Here is a 19,577-nt window from a genome sequence, read left to right as displayed (position 1 = left end):
TTGCCGGTACACCGCACCCAGATATGAGTACGCCGTACTCAGTCCGTCTGGGTACACCGTACACAATTCTTTGGGTACGGTGTACCCGGTTCGCGGCCGGGCGATTAGGGTGAGGTCATGACGAGCACAGGCGGCGACATCCAGCGCACCGGCAGCGACATCACCCGCAGCCTCGAACTGCTCTGGGGCGACGGCGTGCGCCCCACGCGCGGACCGAAGCCGGCGCTCACCCTGGACCGGATCGTCACGGAGGCGGTGCGCCTCGCCGACGCCGAAGGGCTCACGGCGGTCTCCATGCGCCGCCTCTCCACGGAGCTGGGCACCGGCACGATGTCCCTGTACCGCTACGTCCCCGGCAAGGGCGACCTGCTCGACCTGATGCTGGACCGGGTGTACACCCCGCCGGAGGAAGAGGAGCCCTGGTCCGGCGGCTGGCGCGAGGGCGTCGAGACGTACGCCCGCGAGACCCTCGTCCTCTACCGCCGGCACCCCTGGCTGCTCCACGTCAACCAGGCCCGCCCGGTGCTCGGCCCCGGCGCGGTCGGCGGCCTGGACAGGACCCTCACCCGCATCGCGCCGATGGGCCTGACCGACCCCGAACTGATCGGCGTCATCGTCGCGGTGGAGGGGTACGTCACCGGGGTCGCCCGCACCCAGGTGCACGAGGTGGAGGCCGTGAAGAAGAGCGGCCTGACCGACGAGGCGTTCTGGGAGGCGCAGCAGCCGACCCTGGAGCGGATCATGATGAGCGGCAAGTACCCGGCGCTCGCGGGCCTCTCCGAGGACGCCTTCGGCTCGGACTTCGACCACTTCGAGTTCGGGCTCCAGCGGCTGCTCGACGGCCTCGACGTCCTGGTGGCGGCCCGGCGCGAGGCGGAGACCGGGGCCTGACCCCGGCGGGCCCCCTCTCGGGCCCTACCTGCCCCGCGTGCCCGAGCCCCGCCGCGAGAGGCGCTTCAGGCCCAGGAAGGCGAGCAGCACGGCCCCGAAGACGACGGCCCCGGTCTTGACCCCGCCGTCCATGCCGCCGCCGTCGCCCCCCGACGCCGAACCGGAGCCCGGACCGGAGGAGTCGGAGCCGCCGCCCTTCCCCTTGGCCTCCACGGGCGTGACCGCGCTCCGCCCGCCCTCGGTGCCGTACATCAGGGTCGTGCCGTCCGGGGTGTACGTGACGGACTCGCCCTGCCGCTGGATCGGCACGCTCAGCCGCCCCTCCCGCGCGGGCATCTTCCCCGCCCCCTTCCAGGTGTACGAGACGCCGCCGAAGTAGCCGCGCAGCGAGAGCTGCTCGCCGTCGGGGGAGAAGGCGCCGTCCGTCACCCACAGGTCGGTGGCGCCGACGCGCTTGAAGACGTTGGCGCCGGAGGCGGACATCCGGGCGGGCCCCTCGTAGAGGCTGCCGCCGTCCTCCTTCTTGTCCGCGATGTAGATCCGTCCGGTCTTCGGGTGCACCATCAGCGCCTCCGCGTCGCGCGCTCCGTCGGCGTACTTCACGACGTACTGCGTGGCGCGGATCGACTGGTCCGCCAGCTTCTTCGGCTCGGGCAGCCGGTAGATCCAGACGTTCGACCACGTGCCGCCGAGGTTGTCGCCGATGTCCCCGACGTACAGGTTGCCGTCCGCGCCCACGGAGATGGCCTCCACGTCGCGCGGGGCGCCCACACCGGTCATGGTGACGGTGGCGACGGTCTTCCCCGTCTTCGCGTCGACGGCGTACAGGTAGGCGCCCTTGTCCTGGTCGTTGTGCGTCCAGTAGACGCCGGGGTGGGCGCGGGACGCGGCGAGGCCGCTGGACTCGACGATCCTCGGGTCCTCGATGGTGAAACCGTCGTGCCCGTCGTCGGCCGCGGCGGGCGTCGCCACGGCGAGGGACAGCACGGTGGCGACGGCGAGGAGGGACGGAACCGGAACAGCCCTGAGCGAACGCATGGGCCCAAGCGTGCCATTCGCGCCGTCGCCGGGGCGTGCTCAGCCTCACATCGCAGGGGCCCCGCCCGATCCGCCATGATGAGCGGATGCTCAGGTTCATGTTCGTCGGCGACTCGATGACCATCGGAAGCGCCGGGGAACACACCTGGCGCCTCCGGATGTGGCAGCACCTGCGCGCCACTCTCGGCGACGACGGCTTCGCCGTGGTCGGCCCGCGCACCGCCCTGTACGACAAGGCGGCGGGCGAGCCCGTGTCGTTCGACTACGCCGACCCCGACCCGGCGTTCCCCCGCAACCACCTGGCGGGCTGGGGCGAGGGCTGGCTGCACATGGCGCCCGCGATCCCCGGCGCGCTCACGGACGACCCTGCGGACGTCCTGCTCGTCTCCCTCGGCCTGATAGACCTGGGCTTCTACACGAACGCGGACCAGACGGCGGCGAACGTCCGCGCCTTCGTCGCGGGGGCGCGCTCGGCGGCCCCCCGCATCCGGATGGTCCTGCTCCCGGTCATACCCAACATCCGCGCCACCTCGGACGCGCCCTTCGCGGCCGAGGTGGCCCGCTTCAACGAACTCCTAGCGAAGACGGTCGCGGACCTGGACACGGCGGCCTCGCCGCTCCTCCTGGCGTCGCGCCCGGAGTCGTACGACATCCACACCGACACGTACGACGGCACGCACCCGAACGCGAGCGGCGAGCACAAACTGGCGGACGCCTTCGCCCGGGCGCTGGCGCAGGGATGGGGGCTCGGCGGGCTGGATCACCGTGCCACGCGTCTCGTCACGTCGTGAAGCAACTGCCCCTCGATGAAAGGGGCTTCCGCCGTCGGCAGTGACCTCCAGTCCAGCGGCCAGGTCCAGCCGTCGAGCGCGGGTACGCCGACGTAGGCGAAACCCGCTGAGGACCGCCCCAGGGGGCGCGCTCCGGCCGGCCAGCCGTACGACTTCGCGGTTCCCGGCGGGAGCAGGAAGTAGAAGTAGCGCGCGCCGGTCGCTTCGCGGATGACGGGCCCCACGTGGAACTCCGTGAGCTGCGTCAGGTCGTACATGATCCGCTCGCCGGGCGGGCCGTCGACGCGTACGGCGTCGAAGTGGATACCGGCGTGCCGCAGCGCGTGCCCCGACGCCGGAATCCAGTCGTGCACCCTGAGCGGTGAGGTTTCCCAGTTCATGCGCCACATGCTTATGGACGGTCACAAACTGTGACCCGTGTCTCGCGGGAGCGGTGCGGGGCTGTGCACTTGGGGAGGTCGTTGTGCACCAGGGTGAGCGGGGCTCGGAGACGTTCGGCGCGCTGTTGCGGTTCTACCGCGAGCGGGCCGGGATCACACAGGAGGCGCTGGGCACGCATGTCCAGTACTCCAAGTCGCAGGTGGCGATGGTGGAACGGGGCGAGCGGGCGCCCCGGGGCAGGTTGGCCGAGCTGGCGGACCAGTTCCTTGGTGCACAGGGTGCACTGACGCTTCTCGCGGAGAAGGAGTTCGGCCACCGGGTGCTTCCGGCGTGGACGGAGGATTACCTGGCCGAGGAACGGAAAGCGGTCGGTATCCACGCCTATCAAACGCTGGTAATTCCTGGGTCACTTCAGACTGCGGCGTACGCACGCGCGGTCTACAACAGCAACTGCTACCCCTCACTGGATGACGACGAGGTGGAGGCGCGAGTCGCGGCCAGGCTGGAGCGAGGGGAGATGTTTCACCGCAAACCTCCGCCGAGCATCAGTTACGTGCTGGAGCAGAGCCTGCTGACCCGCCCCCTCGGCGGACCCCCGGTCCTGAAGGAACAGCTACGCCACCTTCTCGAACTCGGTCGGCTTCGGCATGTCGAACTTCAGGTCATGCCACATGGCCGCCATGTGCACGCAGGGCTCACCGGCCCAATGATCCTGCTGGACACAGACATGCGCCGTCAGCTCGCCTACGTCGAAGCGCCGAGCGGGGGCTACTTCGTCACCGAACAGCCGGCACTGAGCAACCTGTTCGGGAAATATGGCATTCTGCGCGCACAGGCGCTGACGCCCGAGGAGTCGGCGACGCTGATCGAGAAGGGGGCGCGGGACCTATGAGTGCAAACTACCTTTGGCGCAAGAGCAGTTACAGCAGCGGTGAAGGCGAATGCGTCGAGGTAGCGCTGCCCTGGACGAAGTCCAGCCACAGCGGTGATCAGGGCGGCGAGTGCGTCGAGGTGGCGCACACCCCCGCCACCATCCACGTCCGCGACTCCAAGAACCCCGAAGGCCCCGCCCTCCGCGTCGCCCCGTCCGCCTGGACGGAGTTCCTGACGCACGCCACCACCCCGTAACGCCGTCACGCCGCGCGTGTGAGCCGGTTCGCGAGGGTGGACATCGTGTACGTGCCGATGCCGAGGACGACTTCGAGCGCGTTCCGCTCGGTGTAGCCGTGGGCGAGGAACGCCTTGACGCCGTCGTCGTCGACACCGCCCGCCGTCGCGAGAACGGCCAGCGTGAAGACCCGTACAGCTTCGAGGCGCTCGTCGGGTACGGGGCGCTGCTCGCGCAGGGCGGCGACGACCGCGCCGTCCGCGCCCAGCTTGCGCAGCTTGCCCGTGTGCAGCGCCACGCAGACGTGGCAGTCGTTGCGGACGGCGACGGTCATGATGACGGTCTCGCGGGCCACGGGCTCCAGCGTGGTGCGCTCGAAGGCCGCGCTCATGTCCAGGAAACCGTTGAGCAGTTCGGGCGAGGCGGCGAGACGGGCGACGGCGTCGGGGAGCTGCCCGAAGGCCTTGGCCACCCGCTCCATGGCGGGGCGGGACTCGGCGGGCGCGGTCTCGACGGTGTGCGTGGCGAACATGCGGTGGTGGTCCCCTACGATCGACAACATGGTTGACGGCACGGAAAAGGTAAACCGGGTTGACGGTATGGGCAAGGGGCCGGCCCCCGAGGCGGTGGCGGACGCGCCGGGCTACGAGCTGCCCCTGCTCCTCTTCGCGGGGTTCCGCACGCTGATCGACCGCCTGCACGCGGAACTCGCCCGGCAGGGCCACCCCGGCCTCCGCCCCGCGCACGGCTTCGCGATGCAGGCCGTCGGGGTCCGGGGCGCCACGGCCAGCGAGATCGGCAGGCGCCTCGGCGTCAGCAAGCAGGCGGCGGGCAAGACCGTCGACCGCCTCATCGCCCTCGGCTACGCCCACCGCGCCGACGACCCGGCGGACGCCCGCCGCAAGCTGATCCGCCTCACCCCGCACGGCATCGACGCACTGCGCCGCTCGGCGGCGGTCTTCGACGAACTGCGGGCGGAGTGGGCGGCGACCGCGGGCGCGGACCGCCTCCGGGACCTGGAGGCGACCCTCCGCGCAGTCGTCCCCCCGCACTCCTTCCGCCTCGACGCGGCGGGCTGGCTGGGCGGGTCGTGACGTCGTCACCGTGCGTATCGTTGTCCTGCGCGGCCGCACTCGACCGGGGTGGGCCGGGGAGGAGCGCCACGATGACCGTCGTAGATGTGATGACCGACAGGATCGAGATGGCCGACGACGACGCCGAATGGAGCTTGGACGACTGGTTCGAGCTGATCGAGCGGATGGCCCCGGAGGGAATCAAGGCAGAAGTTGTCGAGGGAGCCGTCTTCATGGTGCCGCAGCGTGACAGCCACTGGGACATCATCCGCAGGATCGTGCGGGCCGTGGAGGACCAGTACGGGATGGACGTCCAGGTCAAGTCGGACGTGCGGATCGACTTCCCGGGCCACCACAACGGGTTCTGCCCGGACGTGGCAAAGCTGCGCGAAGGGGCCAAGAAGGACGAGCGTGGCCGCTGGCGCCACGAGGACGTCGAGTTCGTCGCCGAGGTCATCTCCCGAGGGACCGGCCTGAACGACTATGGGCCGAAGAAGGCCGCGTACGCGGATGCCGGTGTTCCCGTGTACCTCATCGTCGACCCGTACCTAGGCCGCTGCCACGTCTTCACCGATCCCAAGGAAGGCGAGTACCGCACCGAGTCCAGGGCCGATTTCGGCGATGACGTCGACATGACCGGTACCGCCTTCGGCCTCGTCCTCAAGACCGACACCTTCCCCCGCGACTGACGCGCCCCGCGGCGGCGCCCCCTTGCACGGAGCCCGCTCCAAGGCGTTGGCTGGGGTCTCATGAGGTACACGCAGCTGGGACGCACGGGGCTCAAGGTCAGCCGGCTCACGCTCGGGACCATGAACTTCGGGCCGTTCACCAACGAACCCGACAGCCACTCGCTCATGGACGCCGCGCTCGACGCGGGCGTCAACTACTTCGACACCGCCAACGTGTACGGGCAGGGCGCCGGCAAGGGCCGCACCGAGGAGATCATCGGCACCTGGTTCACGCAGGGCGGCGAGCGGCGCGACAAGGTCGTGCTGGCCACCAAGGTGTACGGGAACATGACCCGCCAGGGCGAAGAGGTCTGGCCCAACCACGACCGGCTCTCCGCGCTGAACATCCGCCGCGCCGTCGAGGCGAGCCTGCGCCGCCTCCAGACGGACTACATCGACATCTACCAGTTCCACCACATCGACCGGAACACCCCGTTCGATGAGATCTGGCAGGCCGTCGACGTGCTCGTCCAGCAGGGCAAGATCCTCTACGCGGGATCGAGCAACTTCCCCGGCTACAAGATCGCCCAAGCCAACGAGACCGCCGCCCGGCGCGGCAGCTTCGGCCTGGTCAGCGAGCAGTGCCTGTACAACCTCGCCGCGCGCAGGGCCGAGGAGGAGGTCATCCCGGCCTCGCGGGAGTACGGGCTCGGCGTCATCCCCTGGTCGCCGCTGCACGGCGGCCTGCTCGGCGGCGTCCTGAAGAAGGAGAGCGCCGAGGGCACCCGGCGCGCCGGTGGTCGTGCCGCGGCCGAGCTGGCCAAGCCGGAGGTCCGCGCGCAGATCCAGGCGTACGAGGACCTGCTCGACAAGCACGGCCTCGAACCCGGCGAGGTCGCGCTCGCCTGGCTGCTCACGCGGCCCGGCGTCACCGGACCGATCGTCGGTCCGCGCACCGCCGAGCAGCTCGCCTCCGCGCTGCGCGCCGTCGAGCTGGAACTGCCGCGGGAGCTGCTCGACGCGCTGGACGAGATCTTCCCGGGGCCGGGGCCCTCGCCGGAGTCCTTCGCCTGGTAGTCCGTTCCCGCCGGCGAGACGCGGGCGGCCGCCGCGGCGGCGCTAGCCGCCGACCGCGGCCGCCACCGCCACCACGAAGAACATCAGCACGAGCACACCGGCCATGATCCGGTTTCTGGTCTTGGGGTCCACACCGTCGAGGTTAACCGGCCCCGCCCGGCTCCCGGGAGCCGCCTCCCGGCGAGGCGGCCCCGCCCCCGAGCGGCCGGCGCCCCAGCACCTCGTACCGGGGCCGCTCCCCCGGCACCCCGCTCCTCGGCAGCTCGCTGCGGACCAGCGTCAGCTCCCGTACGGTCCAGGGGGCGCCCCGGAAGGCGTCGAGCGCGTCCGCGTACGGGCCGAGCTCCGTCCCGCCGCGGCCGCGCGCCAGCGTCAGGTGCGGGCGGTAGGCCCGGTGCTCCTCCACCGCGAGGCCCGCCTTGCGCGCCGCCGCCTCCGTGCGCCGGGCGAGGAGCCGCAGCTCGGGCGCGCCCCCTGCCGCGCCCACCCACAGCGCGCGGTCGCCGAAGTGCCCGCCGCCGCGCAGGGCCAGGGAGAAGGGCGGCGTACGGTGCGCGGCCCGTCCGAGGCGAGCGGTGAGGCCGGGGACGGCCGCCTCGTCCACCTCCCCCAGGAACGCCAGCGTGAAGTGCCAGCTCTCCCGGGCCGTCCACCGCAGCGCCCCGGAGCCCGGCAGCTCGCGCAACGAGGCGACGGCGGAGGCCAGTTCGGCGGCCACGGCATCCGGCGGAACGACCGCGACGAAGAGTCTCATGCGGGGAATTCTCCCTGGACCCCTGCCGCGCGCGCCGCCTAACCTCCGTCCATGGACGACACGAGGCCCCCGGCCGGGAACGAGACGAGACCTCCGGCCGTGAACGGCACGAGCGCCGAACCACTGAAGATCAGGCCCGGCGCCGCCAACGACGTCGCCGTCGTGCTCGGCCTCTTCGACCGGGCCGTGGAGTGGCTCGTCGCGCGCGGGCGTACGGGGCAGTGGGGCACTAAGCCCTGGTCGGAGAACCCGAAGGCCGTGGCGCTCGTCGAGCGGTAACTGACCTCGGGCGAGCCGTGGATCGCGGAGATCGGCGGCGTGGTGGCGGGCACCGTCACGCTCACCGACGGGCCGGGACCGAACATCCCCGAGGCCGACGAGCCCGAGCGCTACGTCCACCTGCTCGCCGCCGACCACCGGTTCGCGGGCCGCGGCGTGGGCCGCGCCCTGCTCGCGCACGCCGCCGACGAGACCCGGCGGCAGGGGATATCGCTGCTCCGGGTCGACTGCTACGCGGGCGACGACCGCAAGCTCGTCGCGTACTACGAGAGCAACGGCTTCGCCGCCACGGAGGCCTTCACCGGCCCCGACGGCAGCTGGCCCGGCCAGATCCTGGAGATGCGGCTCTGAGAGCACAGGCTCTGACCGGGACGCCCCGGGCTCTCACGCCGCGGCGGCCAGCTCCCGCTCGCGGGGGACGAACTGCACGTGCTGCCGGCCGCGGCGCAGGTCCACCTTGAGGCGGAGGTTGGCGGCGCGTGCCAGCATCAGGCCCACGCCGGCCGCGGCGAGCGCGCAGACGAGGCCGCCGGCGGCCATGCTGATCCGGACGCCGTAGGCGTCGGCGAGCCAGCCGAACAGCGGTCCGCCGAGCGGCGTGCCGCCGGTGAAGACCATCATGAACAGCGACATCACACGGCCCCGCATCTCGGGATCGGTGGCCATCTGGACCGAGGAGTTGGCGGTGACGTTCACCGTCAGGCCCAGGATGCCGATCGGGACGATCAACGCCACGAACATCCACAGCTCGGGCGCGAACGCGGCCACGATCTGGAGCACGCCGAAGGCGATGGCCGCCCCGGCGAGCAGCCGCAGGCGCGAGGTGCCGCGCCGGGCGGCGAGCAGCGCACCGGCGAGGGAGCCGATGGCCATCAGGGTGTTGAAAAGCCCGTACATCCCCACGCCGCCGTGGAAGATGTCGTCCGCGAAGGCGCTCAGCCAGATCGGGAAGTTGAACCCGAACGTGCCGATGAAGCCGACGAGGACGATCGGCCAGATCAGCTCGGGGTGCTTGGAGACGTAGTTCAGGCCCTCCCGCAGCTGCCCCTTGCCGCGCGGCGCGCGCGGGGTGGGGTGCAGCTCGGCGGTGCGCATGAGGAGCAGACCGGTGAGCGGGGCGAGGAAGGAGAGGCCGTTGGCGAGGAAGGCCCAGCCGGGGCCGACGGCGGCGGTCAGGGCGCTCGCGACGGCGGGGCCGATGAGCCGCGCCGACTGGAAGTTCGCCGAGTTCAGCGAGACGGCGTTGCGGACCTGGTCGGGGCCCACCATCTCGGACACGAAGGACTGCCGCGTCGGGTTGTCGACGACGGTGACGAGGCCGGTGAAGAAGGCCGCGAGGTAGACGTGCCAGACCTGCACGTGGCCCGTGAGCGTGAGCGCGGCGAGGAAGAGCCCGCTGATGCTCATGGCGCCCTGGGTGCAGAAGAGCAGGCTCCGCTTGGCGAAGCGGTCGGCGATCACGCCGCCGTACAGGCCGAAGAGCAGCATCGGCAGGAACTGCATGGCCGTGGTGACGCCGACGGCCGCGGAGGAGCCTGTGAGGCTCAGGACCAGCCAGTCCTGGGTGATGCGGGCCATCCAGGTGCCGGTGTTGGAGACGACGGCGCCGGTGGCGAAGAGCCGGTAGTTGCGGATCTTCAGCGAGCTGAACATCGACGACTTGGCGGGGCGGACGGTCTTGTCGAGGGTGGTCGGTGCGGGGGCGGAGTCTGCTCCGGATCCCGTACTCAAAGTGGGTTCGCCTCCTTGGCGTACGACGGTGCCGCGCGGTCTGCGGCGCACCGGGTCCTCACGGGCCCGGTGGACCGGCGGCTCACCGGGCGGGCCGGTGGTTCACGGGCGGTGGGTCACAGGTGGGCGAGCTTCTCCAGGACGGGGGCGGCGGCACGCAGGCGTGCCCACTCGTCCTCGTCGAGGTGCTCGGTGAGGCCCGCCAGCCAGGCGTTGCGCTTGCGGCGGCTCTCTTCGAGCATGGCCTCGGCGGTCTCCGTCTGGGTGACCACCTTCTGGCGGCGGTCCTCGGGGTGCGGCTCCAGCCGGACCAGGCCCTTGGCTTCGAGGAGCGCCACGATGCGGGTCATCGACGGCGGCTGCACGTGCTCCTTGCGGGCGAGCTCGCCCGGGGTGGCACTGCCGCAGCGGGCGAGGGTGCCGAGCACCGACATCTCGGTGGGGCTCAGCGACTCGTCGACACGCTGGTGCTTGAGTCGACGGGACAGGCGCATCACGGCGGAGCGCAGGGCGTTCACGGCGGCGGCGTCGTCACCATGGGATAGGTCCGGCATGTTTGTTAGCGTAACTCATTACCCATGCTAAGTACTACTCGGTTCCCCGCGAGGGGGCACATCAAACCGCCCCATCACCCGAACGAGTGAGGCGGGCGCGGAAAGTGACACAGAACACCTCGGACGCCGTGAACGCTGTCCCGCATGGGATCCACGGTGCTCAGCCTGCGCATGGACAGCGAGCTGCACGACCGGCTCCGCGAACACGCGGCGAAACGAGGAATGAGCGTCCAGGACTATGTGGTCCGGACGCTCATTCGGGACGACTTCGACGAACGCTTCGCGACGTCCGTCGAGGAGACCGAGAGGTTCTACGGGGCCGTCTGACACCCGGGGGCGGGCGAGCGGGCGGCCCCGCGGATCGACTCGGCGGGTGAGCGGGCCCCGCGGGGCCCGCTCGGCGGGGACGGTTAGGTCAGGTTCAGCGCCGGCATCAGGTAGTAGAAGGCGAAGACCGCCGACACCACGTACATCGCGACCGGCACCTCGCGCGCGCGACCGGCGGCGAGGCGCAGCACGGTGAAGGTGACGAAGCCCATGCCGATGCCGTTGGTGATCGAGTACGTGAACGGCATCATCAGCATCGTCACGAACGCGGGGATGGCGATGGTGTGATCCGCCCAGTCGATCTCGCGGATGGAGCCGGACAGGATCAGGAAGCCGACCGCGAGCAGCGCGGGCGTGGCCGCCTGGGACGGGACCATCGTGGCGAGCGGGGTGAGGAAGAGCGCCACGGCGAAGAGCCCGCCGGTGACGACGTTCGCGAAGCCGGTGCGCGCGCCCTCGCCGACGCCCGCCGTGGACTCCACGAAGCAGGTGGTGGCGGAGGCGGAGGAGGCGCCGCCCGCGGCGACGGCGATGCCGTCGACGAAGAGCACCTTGTTGATGCCGGGCATGTTGCCGTCGGCGTCGGTCAGCTCGGCCTCGTCGCCGATGCCCATGATCGTGCCCATGGCATCGAAGAAGCACGAGAGCAGCACGGTGAAGACGAAGAGGACGCCGGTCAGGACGCCGACCTTCTCGAAGCCGCCGAAGAGGCTGATCTGGCCGACGAGCCCGAAGTCGGGCGTCGAGACGGGGTTGCCGGGCCACTCCGGGCTGGTCAGGCCCCACACGGCGGGCTTCAGGCCGGCGACCGCGTGGATGACCATCGCGACGACCGTCATGACGACGATGCTGAGCAGGATCGCGCCCGGCACCTTGCGCACGAGCAGCGCGAGGGTGAGCAGCACGCCGAGCACGAAGACCAGGACGGGCCAGCCGTTGAGGTGGCCGTCGCCGCCGAGCTGGAGCGGGACCGTGGTCTGCGCGGCGTCCGGCATGCGCGAGACGAAGCCGGAGTCGACGAGGCCGATCATCATGATGAAGAGGCCGATGCCGATCGCGATGCCCTTGCGCAGGCCGAGCGGCACGGCGCTCATCACGCGTTCCCGCAGGCCGGTCGCGACGAGCAGCATCACGACGAAACCGGCGAGGACGACCATGCCCATGGCGTCGGGCCAGGACATGCGCGGGGCGAGCTGCAGGGCGACGACGGTGTTGACGCCGAGGCCCGCGGCGAGCGCGATGGGGACGTTGCCGATGACGCCCATGAGCAGGGTGGTGAAGGCGGCGGTGAGGACGGTGGCGGTGACCAGCTGCTTGTTGTCCAGCTGGTGGCCGTACATGTCCTTCGCGCCGCCCAGGATGATCGGGTTCAGCACGACGATGTAGGCCATCGCGAAGAAGGTGGCGAAGCCGCCGCGGACCTCCCTGGCCAGGGTCGAGCCGCGCTCCGAGATCTTGAAGAAGGCGTCGAGGCCGTTGTGCGGGGCTTTCGGCGGCTCTTTGCGGGCGTCGACCGGAGCGCTGGCCGAGGAAGACATGGAAAACCTCATGACCTGGGGTGGGGAAGGCGGTGTGCCGAGCTTGAAGGAACTCGAACCTTCAGTACATTCGTACGAAAGCAATCGGCCATTAATGAGCGGTTTCAGTATGAATACATGAAGCCGAAATCGCTATCTCCGCGCGTAGACCCTTGCGGGACAACGGGTGTAAGGGACCGGGGCCCCGCCTCGTAAGGTGTACGCATGGCGAAGTGGACCCCTAAGCACGAGGCGCCGGAGCCCCTTGAGGGCCCCGTGGTCGCCACCATCACGGGCGGCACGATCCTCTGGTTCGTCCTCTTCCTGGCGCAGCTCCCCTTCTACGGCTGGTTCGACGACCGCGACGCCACCTGGTGGGTGTGGACCTGCCTGGCCGGCGGCGGCCTCGGCCTCATCGGCATCTGGTACGTCCGCGGACGCGACGCCGCGATCAAGCGGGCGAAGGCCGCCGAGCCGCGCTAGTCCGTCGCGCCAGTCCGTACGACCACGGGACGGTACCGGGACGGCGCACGTCCTACCGTGGTCGGATCTTTCCGGCACTCGGGGGGTGAACGCCCACGGGGGCACTTACCGTCGAAGGCATGACGCATATCGACGCGGGCGCCGAGCTCGACCCCGTCCACCCGGTGCCTCCCCCGGTGAGCCGGGCCACCGGCCTCACCACCGCCGAGGTCGCCGAACGGGTCGAGCGCGGCGAGGTCAACGACGTGCCGGTCCGCAGCTCCCGCTCCCTCGGCGAGATCATCCGGGCCAACGTCTTCACCCGCTTCAACGCGATCATCGGCGTGCTCTGGGTGATCATGCTCTTCGTGGCGCCGATCCAGGACAGCCTCTTCGGCTTCGTGATCGTCGCCAACACCGCCATCGGCATCATCCAGGAGTGGCGGGCCAAGAAGACCCTGGACAGCCTCGCGGTCCTCGGCGAGGCCAAGCCGACCGTGCGGCGCGACGGCCGCGCGACGGAGGTCTCCACCTCCGAGATCGTCCTCGGCGACCTCGTGGAGCTGGGCCCCGGCGACAAGATCATGGTCGACGGCGAGACCGTCGAGGCCGACAGCCTTGAGGTCGACGAATCACTCCTGACCGGCGAGGCCGACCCGGTCGTCAAGAAGCCGGGCGACAAGATGATGTCCGGGTCGTTCGTCGTCGCGGGCGGCGGCGCCTTCACCGCCACCAAGGTCGGCCGCGAGGCGTACGCGGCACAGCTCGCCGAGGAGGCCTCCCGCTTCACCCTCGTCCACTCCGAGCTGCGCTCCGGCATCTCCACGATCCTGAAGTACGTGACGTGGCTGATGGTGCCGACCTCCATCGGGCTCGTCATCTCCCAGCTCGTCGTCAAGAACGACGACTTCAGCGAGTCCGTCGCCTACACCGTCGGCGGCATCGTCCCGATGATCCCCGAGGGCCTGGTCCTGCTGACCTCCGTGGCCTTCGCGATCGGCGTCATCCGGCTCGGCAGGAAGCAGTGCCTCGTCCAGGAACTCCCGGCCATCGAGGGCCTGGCCCGCGTCGACACCGTCTGCCTGGACAAGACCGGCACCCTCACCGAGGGCGGCATGGACGTCACCGAGCTGCGCCCGCTGAACGACGCCGACGAGGACCACATACGCGAGGTCCTCGGCGCCCTCGGCGAGTCGGACCCCCGGCCGAACGCCTCGCTCCAGGCCATCCTCGACGCCTACGCGGCACGCGCGGACTGGCGCTGCACGCAGTCCATGCCGTTCTCCTCCGCCCGCAAGTACAGCGGCGCCGCGTTCAGCGAGGCCGACGGCACCACCTCCGTCTGGCTCCTCGGCGCGCCCGACGTGCTGCTGCCCGAGGACGACCCCGTCCTCGCCGAGGTCGAGGAGCTCAACGAGCAGGGCCTGCGCGTGCTGCTCCTGGCCCGCGCCTCCGGCGACCTCGACGACTCCGACGTCGCCGCCGGGGCGCACGCCACCGCGCTCGTCGTCCTGGAGCAGCGGCTGCGCCCGGACGCCGCCGACACCCTGCGCTACTTCGAGGAGCAGGACGTCCGCGCCAAGGTCATCTCCGGCGACAACGCCGTCTCGGTGGGCGCGGTCGCGGCCAAGCTCGGCCTGCCGGGCGCCGAGAGCACCGTGGACGCCCGCAAGCTGCCCGCCGAGCGCGACGCCATGGGCGAGGCCCTGGACGACCACGCCGTCTTCGGCCGCGTCACCCCGCAGCAGAAGCGCGACATGGTGGGCGCCCTCCAGTCGCGCGGCCACACGGTCGCGATGACGGGCGACGGTGTCAACGACGTCCTGGCCCTCAAGGACGCCGACATCGGCGTCTCGATGGGCTCGGGCTCGGAGGCCACGCGGGCGGTCGCCCAGATCGTGCTCCTGAACAACAGCTTCGCGACGCTGCCCTCCGTCGTCGCCGAGGGCCGCCGCGTGATCGGCAACATCACGCGCGTCGCCACGCTGTTCCTGGTCAAGACGGTCTACTCAGTGATCATCGCGCTGCTCGTGGTCTGCGCCCAGGTGGAGTACATCTTCCTGCCCCGCCACCTGACGCTCCTGTCGACCCTGACGATCGGCGTCCCGGCCTTCTTCCTCGCCCTCGCCCCGAACAAGGAGCGCGCGAAGCCGCACTTCGTCCGCAGGGTCATGCGGTACGCGATCCCGGGCGGCGTCATCGCGGGCATCGCCACCTTCGTGACGTACCTGCTCGCCATGCACCACTACGAAGGCGCGGGCGCGCGGGAAGCCGAGACCAGCGCGGCGACCCTGGCGCTGTTCCTGATCGCCATGTGGGTGCTCGCGATCATCGCCCGCCCCTACACATGGTGGCGGCTCGGCCTGATCGGCCTGATGGGTCTCGGCTTCCTGCTCGTGCTGACCGTGCCCTGGCTCCAGGACTTCTTCCAGCTGAAGCTGGTGGGCACGGTGATGCCGTGGGCGGCGGTCGCCATCGCGGCGGTGGCCTCACTGGCCATCGAGCTCATCTACCGCTGGGTGGACCGCCGCGTACCGGCGTAGCCGCTGCTACGGCACTCCCCGCCCCTACTGGACGTCGACGAAGTCGCTCTTCGACGTCACGGCCGGGGTGGTGGAGGTGCCGGCGAAGACGTAGCGGAAGTAGCCGTCGGCGGAGGCCTTGACCGTGGTCTTCAGGTTGCCCTTGGAGTCGGACTTGACGGTCTTCAGGGTGCTGTAGCTGCTGGCGCCCTTCTTCTTGTACTGGAGCTTCACGTCCTGCTTGGTGTAGCCCGCGTACTTCGAGGTGTACCAGTTGGCGCGGGTCAGCGCGCCGGACACGGTGAGGGTCTTGCCCTTCTTGATGGGCTCGGGGGAGGCGTTGGTGGTGAGGCGGGCGTAGCGCTGGATGCGGGCGTTGGAGGAGAAGTTGTCCTCCTGGTAGTAGTCGCCGTCGTTGCCGATCGCGGAGGCCGCGACCTTCCACTTGCCGGCCAGGACGTTGTCGAAGAGGTCGAGCTTCGGGTCGACGACGACGGAGACCGTGCAGGTGGCGGTGGTCGCGTTCACGGCCGTGCACGTGCCGGAGTCCTCCGAGAAGAGGAAACCGTCCAAGTTGTCGATGTCGCTGCCGTGCCAGAGGAAGGCGTCGCCGGCGAAGATGCCCTCCGCGTCGGTCGCGGTGATGGCGATGTCGAACTTCACCTTGTTCGTGGTGCCGACGACGATGTCCTTGCCCTTGTTGACGACGACCTTCGTGATCTTCGTGTCGCCTTCGGACTCGTCGGCCGCCGCCTTGGCGATGGCGGTCTCGCGCTGCGTCAGGTTCGGTCCGTCGGCGGCCTGCGCGGCCGGGACGGCGAGTGCGGAAAGGGCCAGGGTGCCGGACAGTGCGGCCACGGTGGCACGAATACGCATGTGTTTCCCCAAGTGGAGAAGGGGCTCCCCGCGGTGCGTCAAGCCTTCACGCGGGAACCCGGTGATCTAGGAGTCTGTTGACTCGGAAGATCAGACTCGCGACCCCTGCGCCTGGTTGTATGAAAAGTGAAGAAACCGTGACCGGGATATGGACGGAGAGGTTCCGCCCTCTCCGCCCGGGTCCGCCCCGGCCCGCCCCTCAGTCGAACCAGCGGTCCCGCGCCAGCTCCGCCGTCCGTGAGGGATCTTCCAGCAGCGCCGCCACCTCGAAGCGGCGCGGCCACTGGCCCGCCGCCCAGGCGAGGCCCGCCGCGACGCCCTCCAGGGTGGCCGCGTGGACGGTGCCGTCGGGGGTGCGGCGCCAGTCCAGTTCGACGCCGCCCGCGACCAGTTCCTCGTACTCGGTGTACGTCTTCGGGGTCGCGGGGCCCAGCAGGGTCCGCACCGGTGCGGGCACCTCGTGCTCGACGCCGTCGCCCACCGGCTCCACGGCCGCCGTCTCGCTCAGGCGCCGCACCTGGAACAGCTCCGCGAGGTCCGCGGCCTTGCGGGGCGTCACGGGCAGCAGCGGCACGCCGCCGGCGAGCGGCAGCAGGTCGGGGGCGTCGGCGACCACCGCGTCCGCCGCGTCGACCACCACGGGCTCGCCGTCCACCACCGCGCGCAGTTCGTCGGGGAGCGTCACCTGCTCGGGGTCCAGGTCGGCCAGGGCGCCGTACAGGGCATGCAGCTGACCGGCGGTGACGGGCCTCGCAGGGTCCGCGAGCCGGTCCAGGAGTTCGGCGGCGCCGCCCGGCTCGCCCAGGAGGGCGGCCACGGACGTACGGACGCCGAGCGCCCGCAGCACCTGCTCGTCGCCGAAGCCGGTGGCGTCCGCCGCGTCGTACAGGCCCGCGAGGAGCGGATCGCCGCCCTCCGCGCGCAGTCCGGCGGGCCTGCGGCCGTCCAGGACCGGATGCCCGCGCAGCCACCAGGCCGTGTACGAGCGCACGGTCTCCGTCGTGCCGTCCGGCAGCAGCACCCGCAGCGGCTGCGTCAGGGCGTCCCGCAGCGGCGGGCGGGAGAGCAGCGCGAGGGCCTGCGGCCAGCGGTCGTCGTCGACCAGGTCGAGGTCCCGCACGGCGACGACCTCGGTGGCCACGGGCGGCACGGGCGTGTCGGGGAGCCGGTCGAGCACGTCCTCGCACCACACGTCGACGGCGTCGAGGAGCCCGGCGTCGTCCGGCTCGGGGAAGTCGCCCTCACGGGGGTCGAGTTCGTCCGGGTCGAGGACCACGTCGGTGGCCCGCACCAGCGCGAACGTGGCGAGCACCCCGCACGCGGCCAGCGGCTGCTCACCCCAGCGGGCGGCGGTCTCCGCGTCCACGAGGGCCAGTTCGTCCTCGCGCATGACCTCGGCGAAGGGGCTGCCGGGCAGGACGAGTTCACCGGCCGGGGCGAGTTCGCCGTCCTCGTCGGGCAGGGCCAGGGCCGCGAGCCACGGCTCGTCGCCCGGCGCGAGGTTCGCGTCCCGCACCAGCGTGAGCACGACCTCCGCCAGCTCCTCCGCGTCCAGCGCCTCCTCGTCCCACGTGTCGTCGTCGAGGGACGCGGCCACCGCCGCGCGCACCTGCGGGGTCGTCAGGACCGCGCGGGGCGTGGCGGGCAGGGCGCCCAGCTTCTCCAGGAGCGGATGGGCGGCGTCCGGGTGGGCGACCTTCAGGCCGAGCCGGGCCAGCGGCGCCTGGTCGCGCTCCTCGCCGGAGGCGGGCAGCAGGACCTGCCGGGGCCCGATCGTCGTCCGCGCTCCCCCGGGGCCGAAAGCCCGGGAGACGCCCCCGGCCAGCGGGACGGGCAGGCCCGAGAGGCGCTCGGGGTCGACCCCGGCGAGGGTGTCGTACAGCCGCCGCCACCAGCCGGGCTCCCGCTCCAGACCGGCGAGCCGGTCGATCGCCTCGGTCAGCGGGACCCGCGCGACGCCGAGGGTGCGCAGCTCGGCCCGGCGCTCCAGCCCCGCGGGCAGCAGGCTGGGCAGCACCTCGGCGAGTACGCGTACGGTGTCGGCGCCCGCCCCCTCCACGACCTCGGCATCACGCGGCCGCAGGGCCTCGGGCAGCTCGTCCTCGTCGTCCTCGGCGCGGGGCAGCGCGGGCGGCAGGAAGGCGGTGCGCGGCAGCCGCTCCAGGATGCCCTGGCGCAGCGCGCCGTCCAGCTCGCTCCTGCCGAGCGGCCCCGGCACCAGGGAGATGATGCCTTCCCCCACGGGCCGCCACTCGGCGAGGAGCTCCGCGTACGCGTCCGCCGCGCGCTGCACGAGGAAGTCGGTGAGGGGGCCGGGGGCGGCGTGGCGCCGTGCGGTGTCCAGCGGGAACGAGGCGATGAGCAGCGCCGGCACGCCCAGCGGCTCGTCGCTCGGCGTCGGCGCGTGCACGACCGGCGTGGAGCGCGGACGCTCCGGGGCGCCGTCGGCGCCCACGGGGACGGCCCAGGTGACGGACCAGTGGGGACGCAGCCGTTCCTCCACCGGACGGTCCTTCAGCAGGGCGCGGTCCAGCGGCCCGCGCCTGCTGACGGTGCGCCAGCGGGCCGTGCCGTCGCGGCTGTCCTCGACGACGGTGTACGGGGCCTCGACGCGGCGGCGCAGGGTCCGCACGGTGCCGTCCGGGGTCTCCACGCGGACCTCGTCGAGGCCCGGCAGGGCGAGGAGCAGGGCGTCGTCGATGCCGTCGAGCAGCCGGGCCACGAGGTCCTTGGCGGCGGCGTCGCGCAGCGGCAGGATGACGACGGTGTCGTACCCCTCGGGGGCGGCGCCCTCGGCGGCCATCGGCAGCCGCAGCAGCGGCACGTGGCCGTCCCTGCGGCGGATCTCGTCGCCGAGGCCGGGGCTGAAGCGGGCGGTCTCGGCGGCCAGTTCGCGCGCCTCGGTCAGGGACCAGCGGACGCCGCCGGTCCGCCCGACGACGGCGGGCTCGTCGCTGACGGCGAGGACGGCGGCGAAGCCCACGCCGAAGCGGCCGACGGTGTTCTCCTGCCCCGCCTCGCTCGCCTCTTCCCGCTTGGCGGAGGCGCGGAGCGTGGAGAGGGACTCGACGCCCGCGGCGTCCAGCGGGGCGCCGCTGTTGGCCGCCGCGAGGACGCCGTCACGGAGCGTCAGGGCGAGCCGTCCGGGGACGCCCGCGCGGGCCGCGGCGTCGGCGGCGTTCTGGGCGAGTTCGACGACGAGGCGGTCGCGGTAGCCGCCGAGGGCGAGGTCCTCCTCGGCGTTGGCGTCCTCGCGGAAGCGGGCGGGAGCGGCGGCCCAGGCGTCGAGGACTCCGCGGCGGAGGCGGGCGGTGCCGAAGGGGTCCGTTCCCTCGGCCGCCGGCCACACGATCTTGCTCACGGTTCGTCCCTCTTCCTTCGCGGGTGTGGCCTGGGGATCTTGCCCTGGGGTCTTGCCCCTCTGCGGGCGAACGGTACCGCTTCTCGCCGGGGGCGGTCGGGGGTGCTTTCGCGGCGGGGCGGGTGCCGGTCAGGACTTTTCGCCGCTGCGCGGCGTGTCTCCCACCC

General features: G+C 71.6%; 18 protein-coding genes and 3 pseudogenes. 12 read left to right on the top strand and 9 right to left on the bottom strand.

The annotated features are described in order from the left end of the window. The first annotated feature begins 117 nt into the window (after window positions 1-117). The gene (locus DCW30_RS22655) at window positions 118-891 is read left to right on the top strand and encodes a TetR/AcrR family transcriptional regulator (protein ID WP_062776442.1); all 774 of its coding nucleotides are present in this window, start codon (window positions 118-120) and stop codon (window positions 889-891) included. A 24-nt stretch (window positions 892-915) separates the two neighbouring features. Here DCW30_RS22655 and DCW30_RS22650 read toward each other — a convergent pair whose 3' ends face one another. Beyond that, entirely contained in the window at window positions 916-1,929 is a 1,014-nt protein-coding gene (locus DCW30_RS22650) for a hypothetical protein (protein ID WP_076685576.1), read from the bottom strand. An 86-nt stretch (window positions 1,930-2,015) separates the two neighbouring features. Here DCW30_RS22650 and DCW30_RS22645 point away from each other — a divergent pair, with 86 nt between their 5' ends. Beyond that, a complete protein-coding gene (locus DCW30_RS22645; protein WP_076685575.1) occupies window positions 2,016-2,720 on the top strand; it encodes a GDSL-type esterase/lipase family protein in 705 nt (234 codons plus the stop codon). Here DCW30_RS22645 and DCW30_RS22640 read toward each other — a convergent pair. After that, window positions 2,690-3,100, bottom strand: a complete 411-nt coding sequence (locus DCW30_RS22640; protein ID WP_076685574.1) for a hypothetical protein — start codon at window positions 3,098-3,100, stop codon at window positions 2,690-2,692. The genes DCW30_RS22645 and DCW30_RS22640 overlap by 31 nt on opposite strands. A gap of 83 nt (window positions 3,101-3,183) precedes the next feature. Here DCW30_RS22640 and DCW30_RS22635 point away from each other — a divergent pair, with 83 nt between their 5' ends. From DCW30_RS22635 to DCW30_RS38275, 3 genes and pseudogenes are all read left to right on the top strand, one after another. After that, on the top strand, window positions 3,184-3,993 hold the full coding sequence (locus tag DCW30_RS22635) for a helix-turn-helix domain-containing protein (protein ID WP_076685573.1): 810 nt from the start codon (window positions 3,184-3,186) through the stop codon (window positions 3,991-3,993). Then, the gene (locus tag DCW30_RS22630) at window positions 3,990-4,229 is read left to right on the top strand and encodes a DUF397 domain-containing protein (protein ID WP_076685572.1); all 240 of its coding nucleotides are present in this window, start codon (window positions 3,990-3,992) and stop codon (window positions 4,227-4,229) included. Before DCW30_RS22635 ends, DCW30_RS22630 begins: the two co-directional genes overlap by 4 nt. Window positions 4,230-4,327: 98 nt before the next feature. Further along, window positions 4,328-4,501 (top strand): annotated as a pseudogene (locus DCW30_RS38275) (Scr1 family TA system antitoxin-like transcriptional regulator); the annotation flags it as partial. On the opposite strand, the pseudogene DCW30_RS38270 reads toward DCW30_RS38275, so the two are convergent. Beyond that, window positions 4,445-4,690, bottom strand: a pseudogene (locus DCW30_RS38270) (carboxymuconolactone decarboxylase family protein); the annotation flags it as partial. The pseudogenes DCW30_RS38275 and DCW30_RS38270 overlap by 57 nt on opposite strands. Before the next feature lie 118 nt (window positions 4,691-4,808). Between DCW30_RS38270 and DCW30_RS22620 the strand changes: the two are divergent. From DCW30_RS22620 to DCW30_RS22610, 3 genes are all read left to right on the top strand, one after another. Further along, window positions 4,809-5,303 carry a MarR family winged helix-turn-helix transcriptional regulator gene (locus DCW30_RS22620; RefSeq protein WP_237283416.1) on the top strand — a complete coding sequence of 165 codons (495 nt, stop codon included), beginning with the start codon at window positions 4,809-4,811 and terminating at the stop codon, window positions 5,301-5,303. Between the two features lie 71 nt (window positions 5,304-5,374). Continuing rightward, window positions 5,375-5,971 (top strand): Uma2 family endonuclease, encoded by a 597-nt coding sequence (locus tag DCW30_RS22615; protein WP_076685570.1) that lies wholly within the window; start codon window positions 5,375-5,377, stop codon window positions 5,969-5,971. A gap of 60 nt (window positions 5,972-6,031) precedes the next feature. Then, a complete protein-coding gene (locus DCW30_RS22610; protein WP_062776453.1) occupies window positions 6,032-7,027 on the top strand; it encodes an aldo/keto reductase in 996 nt (331 codons plus the stop codon). A 142-nt stretch (window positions 7,028-7,169) separates the two neighbouring features. Here DCW30_RS22610 and thpR read toward each other — a convergent pair whose 3' ends face one another. After that, window positions 7,170-7,781: an RNA 2',3'-cyclic phosphodiesterase gene (gene thpR, locus DCW30_RS22605; protein WP_076685569.1), complete on the bottom strand. Its 612-nt coding sequence runs from the start codon at window positions 7,779-7,781 to the stop codon at window positions 7,170-7,172. A gap of 123 nt (window positions 7,782-7,904) precedes the next feature. On the opposite strand from thpR, the pseudogene DCW30_RS22600 reads away from it, so the two are divergent. Continuing rightward, window positions 7,905-8,411: pseudogene (locus DCW30_RS22600) on the top strand (GNAT family N-acetyltransferase). A 33-nt stretch (window positions 8,412-8,444) separates the two neighbouring features. Here DCW30_RS22600 and DCW30_RS22595 read toward each other — a convergent pair. After that, window positions 8,445-9,791 (bottom strand): MFS transporter, encoded by a 1,347-nt coding sequence (locus tag DCW30_RS22595; protein WP_076685568.1) that lies wholly within the window; start codon window positions 9,789-9,791, stop codon window positions 8,445-8,447. A 116-nt stretch (window positions 9,792-9,907) separates the two neighbouring features. Further along, window positions 9,908-10,345 (bottom strand): MarR family winged helix-turn-helix transcriptional regulator, encoded by a 438-nt coding sequence (locus tag DCW30_RS22590; protein WP_062776459.1) that lies wholly within the window; start codon window positions 10,343-10,345, stop codon window positions 9,908-9,910. Between the two features lie 144 nt (window positions 10,346-10,489). On the opposite strand from DCW30_RS22590, the gene DCW30_RS22585 reads away from it, so the two are divergent. Beyond that, complete coding sequence (locus DCW30_RS22585; RefSeq protein ID WP_076685567.1) at window positions 10,490-10,672, top strand: toxin-antitoxin system HicB family antitoxin; 183 nt, start codon at window positions 10,490-10,492, stop codon at window positions 10,670-10,672. A gap of 83 nt (window positions 10,673-10,755) precedes the next feature. Here the strand turns inward: DCW30_RS22585 and DCW30_RS22580 are convergent, their stop codons facing one another. After that, window positions 10,756-12,210 (bottom strand): NCS2 family permease, encoded by a 1,455-nt coding sequence (locus DCW30_RS22580; protein WP_076685566.1) that lies wholly within the window; start codon window positions 12,208-12,210, stop codon window positions 10,756-10,758. Window positions 12,211-12,414: 204 nt separating this feature from the next. Between DCW30_RS22580 and DCW30_RS22575 the strand changes: the two genes are divergently transcribed. Beyond that, complete coding sequence (locus DCW30_RS22575) at window positions 12,415-12,672, top strand: DUF2530 domain-containing protein (RefSeq protein ID WP_076685565.1); 258 nt, start codon at window positions 12,415-12,417, stop codon at window positions 12,670-12,672. Window positions 12,673-12,791: 119 nt separating this feature from the next. After that, window positions 12,792-15,194, top strand: a complete 2,403-nt coding sequence (locus DCW30_RS22570) for an HAD-IC family P-type ATPase (protein ID WP_076685564.1) — start codon at window positions 12,792-12,794, stop codon at window positions 15,192-15,194. A gap of 24 nt (window positions 15,195-15,218) precedes the next feature. On the opposite strand, the gene DCW30_RS22565 is transcribed toward DCW30_RS22570, so the two are convergent. Both DCW30_RS22565 and DCW30_RS22560 read right to left on the bottom strand, forming a co-directional pair. Next, a complete protein-coding gene (locus DCW30_RS22565; RefSeq protein WP_076685563.1) occupies window positions 15,219-16,049 on the bottom strand; it encodes a calcium-binding protein in 831 nt (276 codons plus the stop codon). A gap of 199 nt (window positions 16,050-16,248) precedes the next feature. Further along, window positions 16,249-19,410 carry a sacsin N-terminal ATP-binding-like domain-containing protein gene (locus DCW30_RS22560; RefSeq protein WP_076685562.1) on the bottom strand — a complete coding sequence of 1,054 codons (3,162 nt, stop codon included), beginning with the start codon at window positions 19,408-19,410 and terminating at the stop codon, window positions 16,249-16,251. Window positions 19,411-19,577 lie beyond the last annotated feature (167 nt).

The organism is Streptomyces alfalfae, from assembly GCF_004127445.1.
GTDB classification, from domain to species: Bacteria; Actinomycetota; Actinomycetes; order Streptomycetales; family Streptomycetaceae; genus Streptomyces; species Streptomyces alfalfae.
Note: the sequence above shows the minus strand (reverse complement) of the source record. Positions and strands in the feature narration are given on the sequence as shown.

Coding starts and splice junctions, on each gene's coding strand:
- DCW30_RS22585 (WP_076685567.1), top strand. CDS start 10,490: ATGGGATCCACGGTGCTCAGCCTGCGCATGGACAGCGAGCTGCACGAC.
- DCW30_RS22645 (WP_076685575.1), top strand. CDS start 2,016: ATGCTCAGGTTCATGTTCGTCGGCGACTCGATGACCATCGGAAGCGCC.
- DCW30_RS22565 (WP_076685563.1), bottom strand. CDS start 16,049: ATGCGTATTCGTGCCACCGTGGCCGCACTGTCCGGCACCCTGGCCCTT.
- DCW30_RS22610 (WP_062776453.1), top strand. CDS start 6,032: ATGAGGTACACGCAGCTGGGACGCACGGGGCTCAAGGTCAGCCGGCTC.
- DCW30_RS22575 (WP_076685565.1), top strand. CDS start 12,415: ATGGCGAAGTGGACCCCTAAGCACGAGGCGCCGGAGCCCCTTGAGGGC.
- DCW30_RS22570 (WP_076685564.1), top strand. CDS start 12,792: ATGACGCATATCGACGCGGGCGCCGAGCTCGACCCCGTCCACCCGGTG.
- DCW30_RS22615 (WP_076685570.1), top strand. CDS start 5,375: ATGACCGTCGTAGATGTGATGACCGACAGGATCGAGATGGCCGACGAC.
- DCW30_RS22590 (WP_062776459.1), bottom strand. CDS start 10,345: ATGCCGGACCTATCCCATGGTGACGACGCCGCCGCCGTGAACGCCCTG.
- DCW30_RS22655 (WP_062776442.1), top strand. CDS start 118: ATGACGAGCACAGGCGGCGACATCCAGCGCACCGGCAGCGACATCACC.
- DCW30_RS22620 (WP_237283416.1), top strand. CDS start 4,809: ATGGGCAAGGGGCCGGCCCCCGAGGCGGTGGCGGACGCGCCGGGCTAC.
- DCW30_RS22580 (WP_076685566.1), bottom strand. CDS start 12,210: ATGTCTTCCTCGGCCAGCGCTCCGGTCGACGCCCGCAAAGAGCCGCCG.
- thpR (WP_076685569.1), bottom strand. CDS start 7,781: ATGAGACTCTTCGTCGCGGTCGTTCCGCCGGATGCCGTGGCCGCCGAA.
- DCW30_RS22650 (WP_076685576.1), bottom strand. CDS start 1,929: ATGCGTTCGCTCAGGGCTGTTCCGGTTCCGTCCCTCCTCGCCGTCGCC.
- DCW30_RS22630 (WP_076685572.1), top strand. CDS start 3,990: ATGAGTGCAAACTACCTTTGGCGCAAGAGCAGTTACAGCAGCGGTGAA.
- DCW30_RS22640 (WP_076685574.1), bottom strand. CDS start 3,100: ATGAACTGGGAAACCTCACCGCTCAGGGTGCACGACTGGATTCCGGCG.